General features: G+C 65.0%; 15 protein-coding genes. 11 read left to right on the top strand and 4 right to left on the bottom strand.

Annotated elements, in window-relative coordinates:
• The first annotated feature begins 1 nt into the window (after position 1).
• The 7 genes from GA566_RS24665 (at position 2) to GA566_RS24635 (ending at position 9501) form a co-directional block, all read left to right on the top strand.
• On the top strand, positions 2–1147 hold the full coding sequence (locus tag GA566_RS24665; RefSeq protein WP_160474302.1) for an exonuclease SbcCD subunit D: 1146 nt from the start codon (positions 2–4) through the stop codon (positions 1145–1147).
• On the top strand, positions 1144–4197 hold the full coding sequence (locus tag GA566_RS24660; RefSeq protein ID WP_160474301.1) for an AAA family ATPase: 3054 nt from the start codon (positions 1144–1146) through the stop codon (positions 4195–4197). The genes GA566_RS24665 and GA566_RS24660 overlap by 4 nt, the downstream gene beginning before the upstream one ends.
• 528 nt (positions 4198–4725) lie before the next feature.
• Positions 4726–5409, top strand: coding sequence for a 3-oxoacid CoA-transferase subunit A (locus GA566_RS24655; RefSeq protein ID WP_137925490.1), 684 nt, complete (start codon positions 4726–4728; stop codon positions 5407–5409).
• A gap of 19 nt (positions 5410–5428) precedes the next feature.
• Positions 5429–6076: a 3-oxoacid CoA-transferase subunit B gene (locus tag GA566_RS24650; RefSeq protein WP_137925491.1), complete on the top strand. Its 648-nt coding sequence runs from the start codon at positions 5429–5431 to the stop codon at positions 6074–6076.
• Positions 6077–6105: 29 nt separating this feature from the next.
• Complete coding sequence (pcaF, locus tag GA566_RS24645) at positions 6106–7308, top strand: 3-oxoadipyl-CoA thiolase (protein ID WP_160474300.1); 1203 nt, start codon at positions 6106–6108, stop codon at positions 7306–7308.
• A 344-nt stretch (positions 7309–7652) separates the two neighbouring features.
• Positions 7653–8384, top strand: a complete 732-nt coding sequence (locus GA566_RS24640) for an SDR family NAD(P)-dependent oxidoreductase (RefSeq protein ID WP_137925493.1) — start codon at positions 7653–7655, stop codon at positions 8382–8384.
• Positions 8385–8496: 112 nt separating this feature from the next.
• The gene (locus GA566_RS24635) at positions 8497–9501 is read left to right on the top strand and encodes a tripartite tricarboxylate transporter substrate binding protein (protein WP_137925494.1); all 1005 of its coding nucleotides are present in this window, start codon (positions 8497–8499) and stop codon (positions 9499–9501) included.
• Positions 9502–9687: 186 nt separating this feature from the next.
• On the opposite strand, the gene GA566_RS24630 is transcribed toward GA566_RS24635, so the two are convergent.
• On the bottom strand, positions 9688–9903 hold the full coding sequence (locus GA566_RS24630; protein WP_137925498.1) for a hypothetical protein: 216 nt from the start codon (positions 9901–9903) through the stop codon (positions 9688–9690).
• Entirely contained in the window at positions 9878–10171 is a 294-nt protein-coding gene (locus GA566_RS24625) for a hypothetical protein (protein ID WP_137925499.1), read from the bottom strand. Before GA566_RS24625 ends, GA566_RS24630 begins: the two co-directional genes overlap by 26 nt.
• Positions 10172–10243: 72 nt before the next feature.
• Here GA566_RS24625 and GA566_RS24620 point away from each other — a divergent pair, with 72 nt between their 5' ends.
• Positions 10244–10813 (top strand): PadR family transcriptional regulator, encoded by a 570-nt coding sequence (locus tag GA566_RS24620; protein ID WP_137925500.1) that lies wholly within the window; start codon positions 10244–10246, stop codon positions 10811–10813.
• A 49-nt stretch (positions 10814–10862) separates the two neighbouring features.
• Here the strand turns inward: GA566_RS24620 and GA566_RS24615 are convergent, their stop codons facing one another.
• Positions 10863–11852, bottom strand: coding sequence for a nitronate monooxygenase family protein (locus GA566_RS24615; RefSeq protein ID WP_137925501.1), 990 nt, complete (start codon positions 11850–11852; stop codon positions 10863–10865).
• Positions 11853–12067: 215 nt separating this feature from the next.
• On the opposite strand from GA566_RS24615, the gene GA566_RS24610 reads away from it, so the two are divergent.
• Both GA566_RS24610 and galE read left to right on the top strand, forming a co-directional pair.
• A complete protein-coding gene (locus tag GA566_RS24610; protein WP_370459371.1) occupies positions 12068–13138 on the top strand; it encodes a tyrosine-type recombinase/integrase in 1071 nt (356 codons plus the stop codon).
• 88 nt (positions 13139–13226) lie between these two features.
• Complete coding sequence (gene galE / locus GA566_RS24605; RefSeq protein WP_160474298.1) at positions 13227–14249, top strand: UDP-glucose 4-epimerase GalE; 1023 nt, start codon at positions 13227–13229, stop codon at positions 14247–14249.
• A gap of 41 nt (positions 14250–14290) precedes the next feature.
• On the opposite strand, the gene GA566_RS24600 is transcribed toward galE, so the two are convergent.
• Complete coding sequence (locus tag GA566_RS24600) at positions 14291–14602, bottom strand: H-NS family nucleoid-associated regulatory protein (RefSeq protein WP_137925504.1); 312 nt, start codon at positions 14600–14602, stop codon at positions 14291–14293.
• Between the two features lie 494 nt (positions 14603–15096).
• Here GA566_RS24600 and GA566_RS24595 point away from each other — a divergent pair, with 494 nt between their 5' ends.
• Positions 15097–16872, top strand: coding sequence for a methyl-accepting chemotaxis protein (locus GA566_RS24595; RefSeq protein WP_137925505.1), 1776 nt, complete (start codon positions 15097–15099; stop codon positions 16870–16872).
• Positions 16873–16956: the final 84 nt, after the last annotated feature.

The raw sequence follows: 16956 nt of genomic DNA, 5'->3' as shown, positions 1-16956 counted from the left end.
ATTGCGTTTTCTGCACACCGCCGACTGGCATCTGGGTCGGCTTTTCCATGCGCGCAGCCTGATCGAGGATCAGGCTTATGTGCTCGACCAGTTCGTCACGCTCGTCCGTGACGTGCGTCCCGACGCCGTGCTGATTGCCGGCGATGTCTATGACCGTGCAGTTCCGCCGCCCGAGGCCGTGGCACTGCTGGACGACGTGCTGGCCCGCATCGTGATTGGCGAGGGAGTGCCCGTGGTGATGATCGCCGGCAACCACGATAGCGCGCAGCGGCTCGATTTCGGCGCGCGCCTGATGGCGGGGCGCGGATTGCATGTGGCGGGCCGCGTCGGTGCGGCCACCACCTGCGTGACGCTGAGCGATGCGCATGGGGACGTCCGCATCTACGCGCTGCCTTACGCCGAACCGGCCGTGGTGCGCGATGCGCTGGGCGTTGACCTGTCATCGCACGAGGCCGCGCTAGGCGCGCAACTGGATGCTATCCGCGCGGACCACCCGGCGGGTGTGCGATCCGTGGCGGTCGCCCATGCCTTTGTGGTGGGCGGCGCGGTCAGCGAATCGGAGCGTCCGCTGTCGGTGGGCGGCAGCGGTGCGGTGGCTGCCGAACTGTTCCATGGGTTCGATTTCGTGGCGCTCGGCCACCTGCACCGGCCCCAGACCATTGGCGGGCGGGTGCATTATTCAGGCTCGCTGCTCAAGTATTCGCTGTCGGAAGCCGATCACAGCAAGAGCGTGTCGCTGATCGAACTCGACGAGGCCGGCGGTGTGCGCATCGAACAGATGGCCTTGCAACCGCGCCGCAACCTGCGCATTCTGAAAGGTGAGCTGGCGGCGTTGATCGCGGCTGGCGCCGCAGACGCGCACCGCGACGACTATGTCCACGCCGTGCTGACCGACATTGGCGCGCTGCTGGACCCCATGGCACGGCTGCGCGAGGTGTATCCCAACGCGCTGGCCATCGAACGCGCCATCCTGGCCCGCAGTGGGCAGGCGGGTGAGGCCGGGCGCCAGCTTCGCGAACTCGACACAGGCAGTCTGTTCGCCAATTTTTTCCGCGAAGTGTCTGACGCGGACCTGAACGGCGACCAGCGCCGCGCACTCGACGATCTGCTCGCGAGCCTGGAGGCATCGGAAAGGGAATCGGCATGAAACCGCTTTACCTGAAGCTGCAGGCGTTCGGACCGTTCGCCGCCACGGAAACCATCGACTTCACCCAGCTGGGTGATCAGGCATTCTTCCTGATCCACGGCCCCACGGGCGCAGGCAAGACCACGCTGCTCGATGCCATCTGCTTTGCGCTCTACGGCGATACGTCGGGTGGCGAGCGTAGTCCGCAGGACATGCGCAGTGCGAACGCCGACCCCGCGCTGCGCACGGAGGTCACGCTGGAGTTTGCGCTGGGATCGATGCACTACCGCGTCACGCGATCGCCCACGCAGGATCGGCCCAGCCAGCGCGCGGCGGGCGGCTTTGTCAAGGAGACGCCCAAGGCCCAGCTCGACGTGCAGCTCGACGGCGCGTGGAAGAGCCACGCCAGCCAACCCAACCGGGTGAGCGATGCCGTGCGCGACCTGCTCGGCTTCGACAGCGCGCAGTTCCGGCAGGTCATCGTGCTGCCGCAGGGGCGCTTCCGCGAACTGCTGACGGCGGATTCGCGCGCGCGCCAGAACATTCTGGAGCGACTGTTCCACACCGAGCTCTATCGCCGCGTGGAGGAACTGCTCAAGGAGCAGGCCGCTGGCATCCGCCGCGAAGCAGAGAACATCACGCTGCGGCGCAAGGCGCTGCTGGACCAGTACAAGATGGAGTCGGTCGAGGTCATGGCCGGCCAGATCGGCGCACTGCAGGAGACATTGATCGAACTGCTGCGCCGTGAGGATATGGCGCGCGCCGCCAGCGAGGCCGCGCAGGCGTCGCTGCGCCGCGGCGAACTGGAGAGCACGCAGATCCAGGCGTGGCGCGAGGCCGAAGGCGTTCACGCGGTGTTGTCCGCGAAGGTGGCCGCCGTGGACGCCGATCGCACGCGTCTGCAGGCTGCGCGGCGCGCGGCGACTGTCACGCCGACCGTGCAGCATCTGGCGTCCGCGCAGCAAGAGCGTACGGAGGCGGCGTCCGCACTGGTACGCGCCGAAGCGTCGGCAGCAGGTGCCGCGCAGGCTGCCGATGCCGCCGCGCGCACGCTGCAGGCCGAACAGGCCCGCCACGGCGCACGCCTGGCCGCGCAGCGCACCGTCACCACGCTCGAGAATCTGTTGCCGCAGGCGTGCAAGCTTGGCGTGCTGCGCAATGCCGTGGCGCAGGCCGGGACGGAACTGGCGATGTCGCAGGCCGCCTGCACCAAGAAGGTGGAGCAGTTCCAGACGGCCACCGCCGCACTGAAAACCATCGAAGCCGACGCCGAACACGCCCGTGCAGCCAGTGCGGGACTGCAGGCATTGGAGTTGCGCATCGCCCATGCCCGCGAGCGCGCCGCGCGCATCGGCAAGTGCCGGCAGATCGAGGCCGGACTGGCTCCGCTGCGACAGGCACTGCTGGGTGCCGCCACGCTCAAGCGCACGGCAACCGAGGCGCGTGACGCGGCGCGGGCCGCCGTGCAGCAGGCCGAGGTCGACTGGCGATTCGGGCAGGCCGCGCGGCTGGCGGCTGGGTTGCGCCGGGGCGAGCAGTGCCCGGTCTGCGGCGGCAAGGACCACCCCGCACTGGCGCAACAGACGCTGGCGCTGGTGAGCGATGACGATCTGGATACCGTGCGCGCCACGCTGCGGCAGGCGGAAGACAAACTGGCCGAAGCGGTAGCGGCGCATCAGCAGGCCGACACACAGGTGCAGCAGGCGCAGGCGCGGCTCGCAGACTTGTCCGAGGCCGCTGGCGATGTTTCGGATGCTGGCGCGCAGGCGCTGGATGCGGAAGTCGCCGCGCTGGCGCAGTCCGTTGCCGTGGCCGCGCAGGCGGCAAAGCGCGCCGAGACGCTGGTCGCACAACTCGCGCAGGCCCGGACGCATCGCGAGGCATCGGAGGCCGCCGCACAGGCTGCCGATCATGCCGTGCGGGTCGCCGTGGCCCAACACGCGCGCCTCGAAGGGGAATGGCAGGCCCAATGCGAGCAGGTGCCCGAAGAATCGCGCGATCCCGATGTCATGCGCGCCACGCTGGAGGCCGCGCGTCGCGAGGCAGGCGCACTGGAAGCAGCGCTACAGGCCGCACAGGGAGCCGAGCGAGATGCCGTAGCCTTGCGTGCCGCCACGGCAGCGGCGCTGGCATCGGCCAATGCGGGGCTAGCGCAAGCCGACGCGCGACAAGCCCAACGCGAGGGCGCGTTGGCCGAGGCATTGCAGGCCGCGGCTTTCGCCGATCTCGATGCCTATCGCGCGGCATGCCTGCCCGACGACGAACTGGCGGCGCTGGACGAGTCCATCCGCGTGTTCGATGTGGAGTTGGCCAAGGCTACCGAATGGCGTGCCCGCACGGCCGCCATCGCGCAGTCTTTGCAGACACCAGACCTGCCCGCGCTGCTGGCCACGCGCGACGAGGGCGCGGTCCGGCTGGAAGCCGCTATCCGCGAGCGCAGCGAAGTGGCCGCCCAGCGCGATGCGCTGCTGCATTGCAAGGGTCAGGTCGATTCGCTGGCGGCGGAAGGCCGCGAGGTGGAGACGCGCTACGCGGTGCTCGGCCGCCTGTCCGAAGTGGCCAACGGCAACAATCCGCGCCGCATGACCTTCCAGCGCTTTGTGCTGGCCACGCTGCTCGACGAGGTGCTCGAGGCGGCCACGCTGCGGCTGATGCGCATGAGCCGAGGCCGCTACGCATTGCAGCGCGTGCGCGAGCAGGGCGACCAGCGTGTGGCGGGCGGACTCGAACTGGAAGTCTTCGATCACGATACCGGCGCCACGCGCCCGGCCAATACGCTGTCTGGCGGAGAAGGCTTCCTGGCCTCGCTGTCGCTGGCGCTGGGACTGGCAGACGTGGTGCAGTCGCGCGCCGGCGGCATGCAACTCGACACCCTGTTCGTGGACGAAGGCTTTGGCACGCTCGATCCCGAAAGCCTCGATTTTGCGATCCGCACCTTGCTGGATCTGCAGCAGGCCGGGCGTCTGGTGGGGATCATTTCCCACGTGACGGAGCTGCGGGAACGGATCGATGTAAGGCTGGAAGTCAGGCCGGGGGTGAGTGGGAGCCAGGCGGTGTTGAGGATGCCTTGACGTCCGTTGTCTCGCGCTGTTGTTGCTCCCCTCTCCCGCAAGCGGGAGAGGGGCGGGGGAGAGGGCCAGCAGTTCAAATTGCGACGCGTCGGCAAGCAGAACCTCCAGCCCTCTCCCCCAACCCCTCTCCCAAAGGGAGAGGGGAGCAAAGAATAAGCGGGACAGCGGAGTAACCCCCGCCACATTGCTGCACCGCAAAACGTCCGCTGCGCGATTATCGCCCTTCCCGCGCCAACCCTTATTGCCGCGCGGAAGGGTGGCGTGTAACCTTTGTTCATTCTGCGAATTGGAGTTCGTATAGCGAACGCGCTTGCGAGCCGTCCCAATAACGCGCAGATTCTCGCAAGGCCGCCAAGAAGACGGCCGTCAAGACAACTGCAAGTTGGACCCTGTCCTCGTGTGTGATCGGAACGGATCGGCGCACGGACTGGACGCCCGTCTGAGCAGACCACCGGAGACACTCTTTGCGTGCCGCACTTTGTGGCCGGTCCCGGTGCGATGTCGGACCCCTTCCGTACTGGAACGCAAGTGATCAACAAGCTATATGACTCGGTGGAAGCGGCAGTGGCCGGTATCCACGATGGCGCCACGATCCTGATCGGTGGTTTTGGCCTGGCAGGTATGCCGGCGGAGCTGATCGATGCACTGATCGCCTCGGGTGCGCGCGACCTCACCATCGTCAACAACAACGCCGGCAACGGCGATACGGGCCTGGCGGCGCTGCTCAAGACCAAGCGCGTACGCAAGATCATTTGCTCGTTCCCGCGCCAGGCGGATTCGTATGTGTTCGATTCGCTGTACCACGCAGGCGAAATCGAGCTGGAACTGGTGCCGCAGGGCAACCTGGCCGAGCGCATACGCGCGGCGGGTGCCGGCATCGGCGGTTTCTTCACGCGCACGGCCTACGGCACCCCGTTGGCTGACGGCAAGGAAACGCGCATCATCGACGGCCAGGGCTACGTGTTCGAAAGCCCGATCCACGCCGACTTTGCACTGATCAAGGCCGATACGGCCGACCGTTGGGGCAACCTCACTTACCGCAAGACGGCCCGCAACTTCGGCCCGATCATGGCGATGGCCGCCAAGTGCGCCATCGTGCAGGTCAGCCACGTGGTGGAACTGGGCGAGATGGACCCCGAGCACATCGTCACGCCGGGCCTGTTCGTCAAGCGTGTGGTGAAGGTTGCTGGCGCCGCCGCCAAGGCCGCCTGAGCGCAAGGAGAAAAATACGATGCAACGCCTGACCCGCGATCAGATGGCCGCCCGCGTGGCCAAAGACATTCCGGAAGGTGCCGTGGTGAACCTCGGCATCGGCCTGCCCACCCTCGTCGGCAATCACCTGCCGGCCGACCGTGAAATCCTGCTGCACAGCGAGAACGGCCTGCTCGGCATGGGCTCCGCACCGCCCCCGGGCGAGGAAGACGGCGACCTGATCAACGCCGGCAAGCAGCCCGTGACGATCAAGGCCGGCGGTTCGTACTTCCACCACGCCGATTCGTTTGCAATGATGCGCGGCGGCCACCTCGACTTCTGCGTGCTGGGCGCCTTCCAGGTGTCGCAGCGCGGCGACCTCGCCAACTGGCATACCGGCGCGCCGGGCGCCATCCCCGCCGTGGGCGGTGCGATGGACCTCGCCATCGGTGCCAAGCAGGTGTTCGTGATGATGGAACACCAGACCAAGCAGGGTGAGAGCAAGGTCGTGGCCGAATGCACCTATCCGCTGACCGGCATCGGCTGCGTGACGCGTATTTATACGGACCTGGCCACCATCGACGTGACGCCCGATGGCCTGGTGGCCCGCGATCTCGTCGACGGCCTGTCGTTCGACGAACTGCAACGCCTGACCGGCGTGCCCCTGAAGCAGGCCGTAGCCGCCTGACCCTCCACCCAGAACGAGTGAGACAGAACATGAGCGACGCATTTATCGTTGACGCCATCCGTACCCCGATCGGTCGCTACGGCGGCAGCCTGTCCGCCGTGCGCGCGGACGATCTGGGCGCAGTGCCTCTGAAGGCCCTGATGGCACGCAATCCGAATCTGGACTGGAAGGCCATCGACGACGTGATCTTCGGCAACGCCAACCAGGCCGGCGAAGACAACCGCAACGTGGCGCGCATGTCGTCGCTGCTGGCCGGCCTGCCGCAGGACGTGCCGGGCTCGACGATCAACCGCCTGTGCGGTTCGGGCATGGATGCCACCGGCACGGCAGCGCGCGCGCTGAAGTCCGGCGAGACCAACCTGATGATCTCGGGCGGCGTGGAAAGCATGAGCCGCGCCCCGTTCGTGATGGGCAAGGCCACGTCGGCCTTCTCGCGCGATGCGCAGATCTTCGACACCACCATCGGCTGGCGCTTCATCAACCCGGCGATGCGTGCGGCCTACGGCGTGGACTCGATGCCCGAGACCGCCGAGAACGTGGCCACCGACTACAAGATCAGCCGCGAAGACCAGGATCTGATGGCGCTGCGCAGCCAGGAAAAGGCGTCGCGCGCACAGGCCGACGGTACGCTGGCCCAGGAAATCACCGCCGTGACGATCGCCCAGAAGAAGGGCGACCCGCTGGTGGTGGAGCGTGACGAGCACCCGCGTGCCACGAGCATGGAAGCGCTGGCCAAGCTGCGCGGCGTGGTGCGTCCGGACGGCACCGTCACGGCCGGCAATGCGTCGGGCGTGAACGATGGCGCCTGCGCCATCCTGCTGGCAAGCGAAGCCGGCCTGAAGCAGCACAACCTGAAGCCGCGCGCCCGCATCGTGGGCATGGCCACGGCTGGCGTGGCACCGCGCGTGATGGGCATCGGCCCGGCACCGGCCACCCAGAAGCTGATGAAGCAACTGGGCATGACGCTGGACCAGATCGACGTGATCGAACTGAACGAAGCTTTTGCCGCACAGGGCCTGGCCGTGCTGCGCGAACTGGGCATCGCCGACGATGACAAGCGCGTGAACCCGAACGGCGGCGCCATCGCCCTGGGCCACCCGCTGGGCATGAGCGGCGCGCGTCTGGTGACGACTGCGCTGTACCAACTGGAGCGTACCAATGGCCGCTTCGCGCTGTGCACGATGTGCATCGGCGTGGGCCAGGGTATTGCGATGGTGATCGAGCGGGTTTGAGGTTGTTGATTGCCTGACGTTTTGCTCCCCTCTCCCATGGAATGGGAGAGGGGTTGGGGGAGAGGGCTGGAGGTTCTGCTTGCCGATCATTGGCAATTGCACCGCTGGCCCTCTCCCCCGCCCCTCTCCCGCTCGCGGGAGAGGGGAGAAAGACAAACAAGGCAGAGAACGCAATACCTCAAAGCGCTTAATTTCCGACATTTCCCGCCGTTAGTTTGAGCGGGAAGTTTCAGTGGTGTCTCTTCCCCAACGAGGTAGAGCATTGCGGCCAGACCGACGGGCTCGCCGGTCTTGCCGCATCTTTTTCCGTATGTCCCGGCGCTTGATGCCGGTGGAGTATCGAGATGTCCCTTCCCGTTGCCACGCTTGTCACCGGCGCCAGTTCCGGTATTGGCCGTGCCATTGCCGAAATGCTGCTCGCCGACGGCGTGACGCGTGTGATCAACGTCGACTATGCTGAACCGACGTGGTCGCATCCGAACCTGACCTTCTTCCAGGCCGACCTGACCAACGCCGACGCCACGCGCGCGGTGGCGGCGCAGGTGACCTCGCAATACGCGGTGACGCGGCTGGTGAACAACGCCGGCGCTACCCGCCCCGGCACGGCCGATACGGCCACCGCCGCGGATCTCGACTATGTCGTGGGCCTCACGTTGCAGGCCACGATGCTGCTGACCCAGGCCTGCCTGCCCGCGATGCGCGCGGCCGGCTTTGGCCGCATCGTCAACATGGCCTCGCGCGCGGCGCTGGGCAAGCCCGAGCGCGTGGTGTATTCCGCAGCCAAGGCAGGGCTGGTTGGCATGACCCGAACGCTGGCGATGGAGCTGGGCGGCGACGGTATCACCGTCAACGCCGTGGCACCGGGTCCCATCGCCACCGAGCTGTTCCGAAAGAGCAATCCCGAGGGCAGCGAACAGACACGGCGCATCCTGGCAAGTATCGCCGTGAAACGCATGGGTACCCCGGAAGACGTGGCGCGTGCCTCGCTGTTCTTCCTCGCCCCCGAAAATGGTTTCGTTACCGGACAGGTGCTGTACGTCTGCGGCGGAACCACGCTTGGTGTGGCGCCCGTATAAGAAGTCGAAGTTGCCCGCCCCCAGGCACGGGGTGGAAGAGCGATTCAAGCATTGCGCCCGCGGCACTCACAAGGTTTGCCGGCGTGCGTAGCATCAACTCCTGGAGCACAGTATGAGCAACACCATTCACACCTCGAAGGCGCGCAGACGCCTGCTGGCCGCTGGCGTGGCACTGGCCGCCGGCTTTGCCACCATGACCGGCGCGCAGGCGCAGGGCACGTACCCGACCAAGCCGATCACCATGGTCGTGCCGTTCTCGGCAGGCGGCACCACCGACATCCTGGCCCGCATCGTCAGCCTGCAACTGGGCAAGGCACTGGGCCAGCCGGTCGTCGTGGACAACCGTCCGGGCGCTGGCGGCAACATTGGCGCATCGCTGGCTGCCAAGGCACCGGCTGACGGCTACACGCTGTTCATGGGCACCATCGGCACGCACGCCATCAACCAGTCGCTGTACTCGAAGCTGCCGTTCGATCCGGTCAAGGATTTCGCGCCGATCACGCGTATCGCCATGGTGCCGAACATCGTTGTGGTGAACCCGAAGGTGCCGGTCCACAACATCAAGGAACTGATCGCCTACGTGAAGGCGAATCCGGACAAGCTGTCGTACGGTTCGTCGGGCAGCGGCTCGTCGATGCACCTGTCGGGCGAGCTGTTCAACTCGATGACGGGCCTGCACATTCAGCACATCCCGTACAAGGGCAGCGCCCCGGCCGTGAACGACCTGCTGGGCAACCAGATCGGCCTGATGTTCGACAACCTGCCGTCGTCGTTCCAGCACGTGAAGGCTGGCAAGCTGCGCGCACTGGCCGTGACCTCGGGCAAGCGCTCGCCGGCCCTGCCGGACGTGCCGACCGTGGCCGAAGCCGGCGTGCCTGGCTATGAAGCCACGTCGTGGTTCGCGCTGTACGCCACGGGCGGCACGCCGCAGCCGATCGTCGACCGCATCAACGCCGAAGTGGTCAAGATCCTGGCCATGCCGGAAGTGAAGAAGCAAATGGCCGAGCAGGGCGCCGAGCCCAACCCGGAAAAGCCGGCACAGCTGGCCGCTTTCATGAAGTCCGAAGCCACCAAGTGGGCCAAGGTCGTGAAGGCTTCGGGCGCAACGGTGGACTGATCCAGTTCCCGACCGCTTTTGCAGTTCGTGGTACTGAAACCGGCCCTGGCGGCCGGTTTTTTTTCGTCGTGCTGCTGCGCTGTGGCGCACGAAAAGAAAAAACCCGCGAGGTTGTCGCGGGTTCAAATCCCAGGTCCGTGCTGGACGGGAGGAGACATGCGTTGGCGCTGCGGGTCAGGGGAGAAATCAGCCCAGGACGTATTTGACGACCTGTTCCTCGACACCCACGAAGCGCACCAGCTGGCGCAGGCCGCTGGCGTATTCCTTGATATGGTGGCCTTCCGGTGTGTCCGGTAGCCGATAGTAGATCGGCGCCGTGCCGGCGCGGGCACGGGCTGCGAGGACCGACGCGGATGCCTCGCCTGCCGCCGTGCCCTCAGTGAATTCCGGTCTTGCGTTCATCGTCATCTCTCCATGGACGCATGGCGCTGAACGTTGGGCCGGGAGAAGGAAGGCGCGCGCATGCGAGTCGCAATGTCTGGAATGTATTGCAGTCGGTCGCGAAATGCCATTTCGTTTTTTTTAAATCAGTATCGAGATAATTGACCAAATTGTCATATTTGGCGATGCCGCCGCGGCGGGCTCCTCTACAGCGCGGATATCCGGCGTGTGGCGCGGCAGCCGCTCCCGGGTTAACGGCATGACGCGCCATGAACTTGCGCGCTACCATTACGCCACCTGAATGCTGCTGGGTGGGGAGAGCAACTCTCGTGCCAGCGTCTTTGTCTCTTTCTGGCCGCGAATGTCCACTCAGCACGCGCTACTGATTTCCCTCATCGAGAAGCCTTCCTCGGGCTACGATCTGGCCCGCCGTTTCGACAAATCCATCGGCTATTTCTGGCACGCCACGCACCAGCAGATCTACCGGGAACTGGGGCGTATGGCCGATCTCGGCTGGATTGCCGCCGATGAAGCGGCCGTGCCGGCGCGGACGGTCGAGGGCGAAGGGATGGAAAGGAAGAACCGGAAAAAGGTCTATGGCGTGTTGCCCGCAGGGCGCGACGAACTGGCGCGCTGGGTGTTGGCGCCGGGAGCCGGACTGGATCAGCGCGAGGAAATTCTGGTCAAGTTGCGTGCAGATGCTGCAATCGGACCGCTCGGGCTGGACAAGGAAATGTTGCGGCTGATCGCGCTGCACGAGGAACGGCTGGCGCTTTATCGGAACATCGAGCGCAAGGATTTTTCGGGCACGCTGGACCGCCGGCAGCAGATCCAGTACGCGCTGTTGCAGCGCGGTATCGGCTTCCAGGAGGATTGGGTCAAGTGGGGCCGCGCGCTGCTACCGCTGCTGGAAGTGCCTGAGAAAAAGTAAAAAAACTGGCTCCCGAGGGGAGCCAGTTTTTCATCACCCTGCGGCGGATTTACGCCAGGTCGGCCGTCTGGCCAGCCTTGGCCGGTGCGGCCAGGCCCAGGCGGCGGCGCGCCACGGCGTATTCCTCGACAAACCGCTTCACCAGTTCACCGGCCGGCACCACGCGCTTGATGGCGCCCACGCCCTGGCCCGCACCCCAGATTTCCTTCCACGGCTTGACGCGTGTCGAGCCGAAATTCATGGCGGAGGCGTCTGACGTCGGCAGCGCAGCCGGATCGAGACCCGCGCGCACGATGCTGTCGCGCAGGTAGTTGCCGTGCACACCCGTGAACAGGTTCGAGTAGATGATGTCGTCGGCGGTGCTGTCGACGATCATCTGCTTGTAGGCCTCCTCGGCGTTGGCTTCGTGCGTGGCGATGAAGGCCGACCCGATATAGGCCAGGTCGGCGCCGGCAGCCTGCGCGGCCAGCACGGCGTCGCCGCTGGCAATGGCGCCGGAGAGTAGCAGCGGACCATCGAACCACTCGCGGATCTCATGCAGCAGTGCGAACGGCGACAGCACGCCAGCGTGCCCGCCCGCGCCGGCCGCCACGGCGATCAGGCCATCGGCGCCTTTCTCGATTGCCTTGCGCGCGAACGTGTTGTTGATGACGTCGTGCAGCACGATGCCGCCATACGAATGCACGGCCTCGTTGACTTCCACGCGCGCGCCCAGCGACGTGATCACGATGGGCACCTTGTAGCGCACGCACATTTCCAGATCGTGTTCGAGTCGGTCGTTGGACTTGTGCACGATCTGGTTGACCGCGAACGGCGCGGCGGGACGATCCGGATGCTTGTCGTTGTACTCGCCCAGCTCCGTCGTGATGCGGTCCAGCCATTCCGCGAGCTTCTCGACGGGGCGCGCATTGAGCGCCGGGAACGAGCCCACCACGCCGGCCTTGCATTGCGCGATGACCAGATCGGGATTGGAAATGATGAACAGCGGCGAGCAGACAGCCGGCAGCGACAGGTTTTGCAGCAGGGCGGGAATGGCCATGACGGGGTCTCCGATTCGTACAGATCGATGCGAACGATGCGTGTTGAAGCAACTATATGCAACCAGTTGCATATTGGTGGAGAAAGTACCATGGCTCTGGTGCTTCGCGCAATGGCCGGACGGCGTGTGGGGCGATTGCCGGGCGATCCATCCAACGTGGCGTGTTGTCTACAATGAGCAGATTGCCGATCCAGGCATCACGGAAGAAGTCAGTGATTACTCCCACGAAGACGGCCGCGACACAGCCGGGCGCAACCGAAGTGGAGCCGAGCGAACTGTTCGATGCGGATCTGGCCGCCTGGTATGCGCATCCGGAGCGGGCCTTCGACGGCTGGCTGGCGCGCCACGGCTTCCGGCACGGCACGGCCACGGTGTACCGCGCGATGTGGGGCAAGCTTCTGCGCTGGTCCGGCGAACAGGGCATGCCGCCGCTGAAATGGTCGGCAGACCAGCTCGCCGCATTCCTGGATGCCCAGAACCTTCACAAGCGCCATCGCTACCGGTATGCGCGTCTGATCGAACGGGTGTTCCATCACCTGTCCACGCTGCAGCAGAATCTGCACAACCCAGCCAGCCAGGCGGTCAAGGCGCATCTGGCCGAAGGCGAGAACGATCCCACGGCCTTTCTGCTGCCCGGCGAGCGTGACCTGCTGGTGGCCCGCATCCTGGCGCCCGAACCGGAGCCGCTGCCGACGAAAGATGGCGAGCGTGGCATTTCGCCGACCCAGTGGAAACGCGCGCGCGATATCGCGCTGCTGGCTGTGCTGCTCGGCGGGGGCCTGAAAGTGGCCGAAGTCCGTGCCCTGCGGCTGGAATCGCTGGAGGGGGTGGGCCAGGGCGCCATCGGCATCCGCATGGTTCGCACCGACAATGGCCGGGCGTACCAGGTGCCATTGTTCTCCTTTGTCCAGGCGCCATTGCGGCATTGGCTGGCCTTGCGGGAGGCGGCAGGTTCCCTTGGCGAACTGGTCTTCCCGGCCATGGCGAACGGACGGCCGATGCACGCCGCGTCAATCTATCGCCGGATCGAGATCTTGCTGGAGGAGGCGGGCGTGCTGGCCGGACGCAGCGAGCGCGCCTCGCCGCAGACGCTGCGCAATACCTGCGGTGCCATGCATTTCGATGCGGGAACGCCGCCGGCAGCCGTCGCGCAGTTGCTCGGCATGCGGGATCTCGAATCAGGCTGGCGTTTGCATTCGGCGTATGAAGCGTGGCAGGCCCGCACGGGATTGCCGCCGCAGCCCAAGCCTGGCGGGCGGCAGGCCGGAGAAGCCACGCAGGCTTAATCTGGCGCGGTTATGATGCTCCCGGTAAGGGTTCCGCCCTGACGTCCGGCGCCTTACCTTTTTCAAACGCTTTCCGACTTAAGAATCCATGGCTGAAACCCTACTGCTGACAGGTGCCACTGGCTATATTGCTTCGCATACCTGGGTGGCGTTGCATGAGGCTGGCTATCACGTAATCGGGCTTGATAATCTTTGTAACAGCAATCGGGAGGTTGTGAGCCGCCTGGCACGGATCACTGGCACCACGCCCCATTTCGTGGAAGGCGATGTCCGTGACCGCGCGCTGTTGGATCAGCTGTTTGCCGAGCACAAGATTGCCGGGGCCATCCATTTTGCGGCGTTGAAGGCCGTGGGCGAATCGGTCAGCAAACCGCTGGAGTATTACGGGAACAATCTGGCGGGCATGATCACGCTGTGCAGCGCCATGCAGGCCGCGGGCGTCAAGCAATTGGTGTTCAGTTCGTCGGCCACGGTCTATGGAAACCCCCATACCGTGCCGATTCTTGAAGATTTTCCGCTGTCGGCGACCAATCCGTATGGTCAGACCAAGCTGATGGGCGAGCAAATCCTGCGTGACCTTGAAATCTCCGACCCGGAATGGCGGATCGCATTTCTACGATATTTCAATCCGGTCGGCGCGCACGAAAGCGGGCTGATCGGCGAAGATCCGGGCGGTATCCCGAATAACCTGATGCCTTATGTGGCACAGGTGGCGGGTGGCCGTCGCGAAAAACTCAGTGTTTATGGTGGCGACTATCCCACGGTCGATGGCACCGGGGTCCGGGATTACATCCACGTATGCGATCTGGCCGATGGCCACGTGGCTGCGCTGAACTACCTGGGCAAGCACCCGCGCGGCATGACGGTCAACCTGGGCACGGGCCGTGGCTACAGCGTCCTGGAGGTAGTGAAGGCCTACGAACGTGCCAGCGGACGTCCGGTTCCCTATCAGATCGTGGCGCGCCGTCCGGGCGACATCGCCTCCTGCTATGCCGATCCCGCCCTGGCGGAATCCCTGATCGGCTGGCGTGCCCGGCACGATATCGACCGCATGTGCGAGGATTCCTGGCGCTGGCAGTCGACAAATCCGCTGGGGTTTGCCAAGGCATAAAAAAACCGGGCCCAGGCCCGGTTTTTTTATGCAGCAAACGCTTAGCGAATCAGGAAGTCTTCCATCGACTTGCCATTTGCCAGGGCCTGGGTCAGCCAGCCCGGGCGCTTGCCACGGCCGGTCCAGGTATTGCCCGCGCTGTCCCGGTAGCGGACCGGCACCTTGCGGGCGGCGGCGGCCTTCTTGGCGCCGGGCAGCTTGCCGCCAAATCCGAGATCTTCGGCGGTCAGGCCAAACTGTTCGATTTTCTCGCGAATCTCGGCGATCACGGTCGCTTGCTCGCGCGCCTTGATTTCTTCGGCCTGCTTCTGCAGTTCGCTGATTTTCTGAACGATTTCCTGATATGTCGCCATTTGTATCCCTCTATTTACTGTTGGGTCACCGTGAATTTCACGCAGGCCATTATAACCACTGTGCGCCGGGCTGCAAATCCGTTTTTCCGGACGCCTATCGGCAATGCGAAATTTCTTAAAATTGATTTATTACTGAACTTTTCTTCACGGGACGAATGCATGCCCGCAAACCGGCGCGGGGGGCCGCCGTCAAATGGCGGCTGCCGGCCATGGCCGGACAGTCGGGCGTATGGGATTGTCGATTCGGAAACACTGAATATCGCAATGTTTAATTCGGATGAGGCCCGGTATTTCAAGGGCGGAATGCATCGCATCGGATATTGAGGGGGCTTCGTGTGCGCCCTGCGTCATTCCTTGAAAATGCTCCCATTGCTTACCTCAAGGTTGAATGCATGGGCGCCGTTATGGAGTCCTGAGCAGGCCGTACGGGGTGTCGGTCTGCCGGACCGGAGCATGGGAGTGGCTTCGGGTTAACTCCTTCAGACCAGCACATCATGTCCTTTCATCAGAATATTCAGATCAAGACCCTCCTGCGGGGCGCCATGGCGTTGCTCACGGCGATCCTGCTGCTCGTGGGTGGCGCAGGGCTGTATGGCATCTCGCGGTCCAACGATGCGCTGAAGGAGACCTACTCGAACCAACTCGCCTCGTCGCAGGCGCTGGCCGAGGCCATGATCGGCACCACCCGGCTGCGTCTGGCGCTGGACCGGGGCATCATGCCCGGCAGCGAAGGCGAGGACCTGAAGAAACACGTCGACCGCTCGCTGGTGTTCGTCGAGGTGTCGGATCGTGGCTGGAAGAAATACCTTGCGTTGCCGCAAGCCGATGACGAAAAGGCCCTGTCGTCCGCACTGGCCGCCAAGCGCCAGGAATTCTTCGAAAAGGGTGTCGCGCTGTGGCAGAAGGCACTGGCCGATGGCAATCGCGAGGAAGCGCTGCGGATTGGCCGCGACGTGATGCCGGACCTGCAGCGCAGCATGTCCGCCGCGCACGAGAAGCTCGAGAAGTTCCAGATGGAAGCGGGCCGCGCCAATTTCGAAGCCGCCCAGTCGCGCTACGACACCATCCGCCTGATGTGCATCCTGCTGATCGTGATTGGCGCGGCGCTGGCGTTCGTGTCGGCCACGATGCTGAACCGCGCGATCGTGCGTCCGGTGGAAGAAGCCCTGAACGTATTCGAGCGCATGGCCGGTGGTGACCTGACGTCGCGTATCACCAGCATGTCGAACAACGAGATCGGCCGCATGATGCAGGCGCTGGCCAAGATGCAGCAGAGCCTGTCGGGCATCGTGCATGAAGTGCGCGGCGGCACGGACTCCATCGCCTCGGCCACGCAGCAGATCTCGGCGGGCAATACGGACCTGTCGCAACGTACCGAAGAACAGGCGGCATCGCTGGAGCAGACCGCTGCCAGCATGGAAGAACTCACCACGGTGGTGAAGCAGAACGCCGACAACGCCCGCCAGGCTGGCGTGCTGGCTGGCGAAGCCTCGCAGATCGCGCTGAAGGGCGGCGATGTGGTGGGCCGCGTGGTGGATACGATGAACGAGATCAACGGCGCGTCGCGCAAGGTGGTCGAGATCATCGGCGTGATCGAAGGTATTGCGTTCCAGACCAACATCCTGGCGCTGAATGCCGCCGTGGAAGCGGCGCGCGCCGGTGAACAGGGACGCGGCTTTGCCGTGGTGGCTGGCGAGGTGCGCAGCCTGGCGCAACGCAGCGCCAACGCCGCCAAGGAAATCGAATCGCTGATCAGCGAGTCTGGCCAGCGCGTGGAGAGCGGCACCAAGCTCGTGGCCGAGGCCGGCCAGACGATGGGCGAAATCGTGCAGGCAGTGCGCCGCGTGACGGACATCATGAACGAGATCAGCGCCGCGTCGCAGGAGCAGACCACGGGCATCGAGCAGGTCAACCAGGCCGTGGCGCAGATGGACCAGGTCACGCAGCAGAATGCCGCGCTGGTGGAAGAAGCGGCTGCTGCGGCGGGTGCGCTGGAAGAGCAGGCGCAGAAGCTCAAGAGCGTGGTGTCGGTGTTCACGGTGGCGGCCGACGGTACGGTGTCGCGTCAGGTGGTGAGCGTGCCGCACGTTGCGCACACGCTGACGGCGGGCAAGCCGGCAATGAAGGCAGCCGTGGTGCCGGTGCGTCCGGCCGCGCAGCGTCCGCCGATCGTGCCGAAGTCCCGCGATGCCCAGTTGCTGCGTCCGAAGCTGAGTCAGCCTGCTGCGGCAGCGTCGTCCGCATCGGACGACAACTGGTCCGCCTTCTGATCGATTTCGATTCTTTGTCCAGACGGATACACGTAACGAACGCGTGAACAAGGTTCACATGGTGCGCGCGAGATGCCATGATGC

It is taken from the genome of Cupriavidus sp. SW-Y-13 (assembly GCF_009793345.1).
GTDB lineage: Bacteria > Pseudomonadota > Gammaproteobacteria > Burkholderiales > Burkholderiaceae > Cupriavidus.
The sequence above is the reverse complement of the archived record's forward strand: the minus strand, read 5'-3'. Positions and strand labels throughout refer to the sequence as shown.

Bases quoted from the DNA above. Each gene is read 5' to 3' on its own strand.
- GA566_RS24660 (WP_160474301.1), top strand. From the start codon at position 1,144: ATGAAACCGCTTTACCTGAAGCTGCAGGCGTTCGGACCGTTCGCCGCC.
- GA566_RS24635 (WP_137925494.1), top strand. From the start codon at position 8,497: ATGAGCAACACCATTCACACCTCGAAGGCGCGCAGACGCCTGCTGGCC.
- GA566_RS24595 (WP_137925505.1), top strand. From the start codon at position 15,097: ATGTCCTTTCATCAGAATATTCAGATCAAGACCCTCCTGCGGGGCGCC.
- GA566_RS24600 (WP_137925504.1), bottom strand. From the start codon at position 14,602: ATGGCGACATATCAGGAAATCGTTCAGAAAATCAGCGAACTGCAGAAG.
- GA566_RS24650 (WP_137925491.1), top strand. From the start codon at position 5,429: ATGCAACGCCTGACCCGCGATCAGATGGCCGCCCGCGTGGCCAAAGAC.
- GA566_RS24630 (WP_137925498.1), bottom strand. From the start codon at position 9,903: ATGAACGCAAGACCGGAATTCACTGAGGGCACGGCGGCAGGCGAGGCA.
- galE (WP_160474298.1), top strand. From the start codon at position 13,227: ATGGCTGAAACCCTACTGCTGACAGGTGCCACTGGCTATATTGCTTCG.
- GA566_RS24640 (WP_137925493.1), top strand. From the start codon at position 7,653: ATGTCCCTTCCCGTTGCCACGCTTGTCACCGGCGCCAGTTCCGGTATT.
- GA566_RS24625 (WP_137925499.1), bottom strand. From the start codon at position 10,171: ATGGTAGCGCGCAAGTTCATGGCGCGTCATGCCGTTAACCCGGGAGCG.
- pcaF (WP_160474300.1), top strand. From the start codon at position 6,106: ATGAGCGACGCATTTATCGTTGACGCCATCCGTACCCCGATCGGTCGC.
- GA566_RS24620 (WP_137925500.1), top strand. From the start codon at position 10,244: ATGTCCACTCAGCACGCGCTACTGATTTCCCTCATCGAGAAGCCTTCC.
- GA566_RS24615 (WP_137925501.1), bottom strand. From the start codon at position 11,852: ATGGCCATTCCCGCCCTGCTGCAAAACCTGTCGCTGCCGGCTGTCTGC.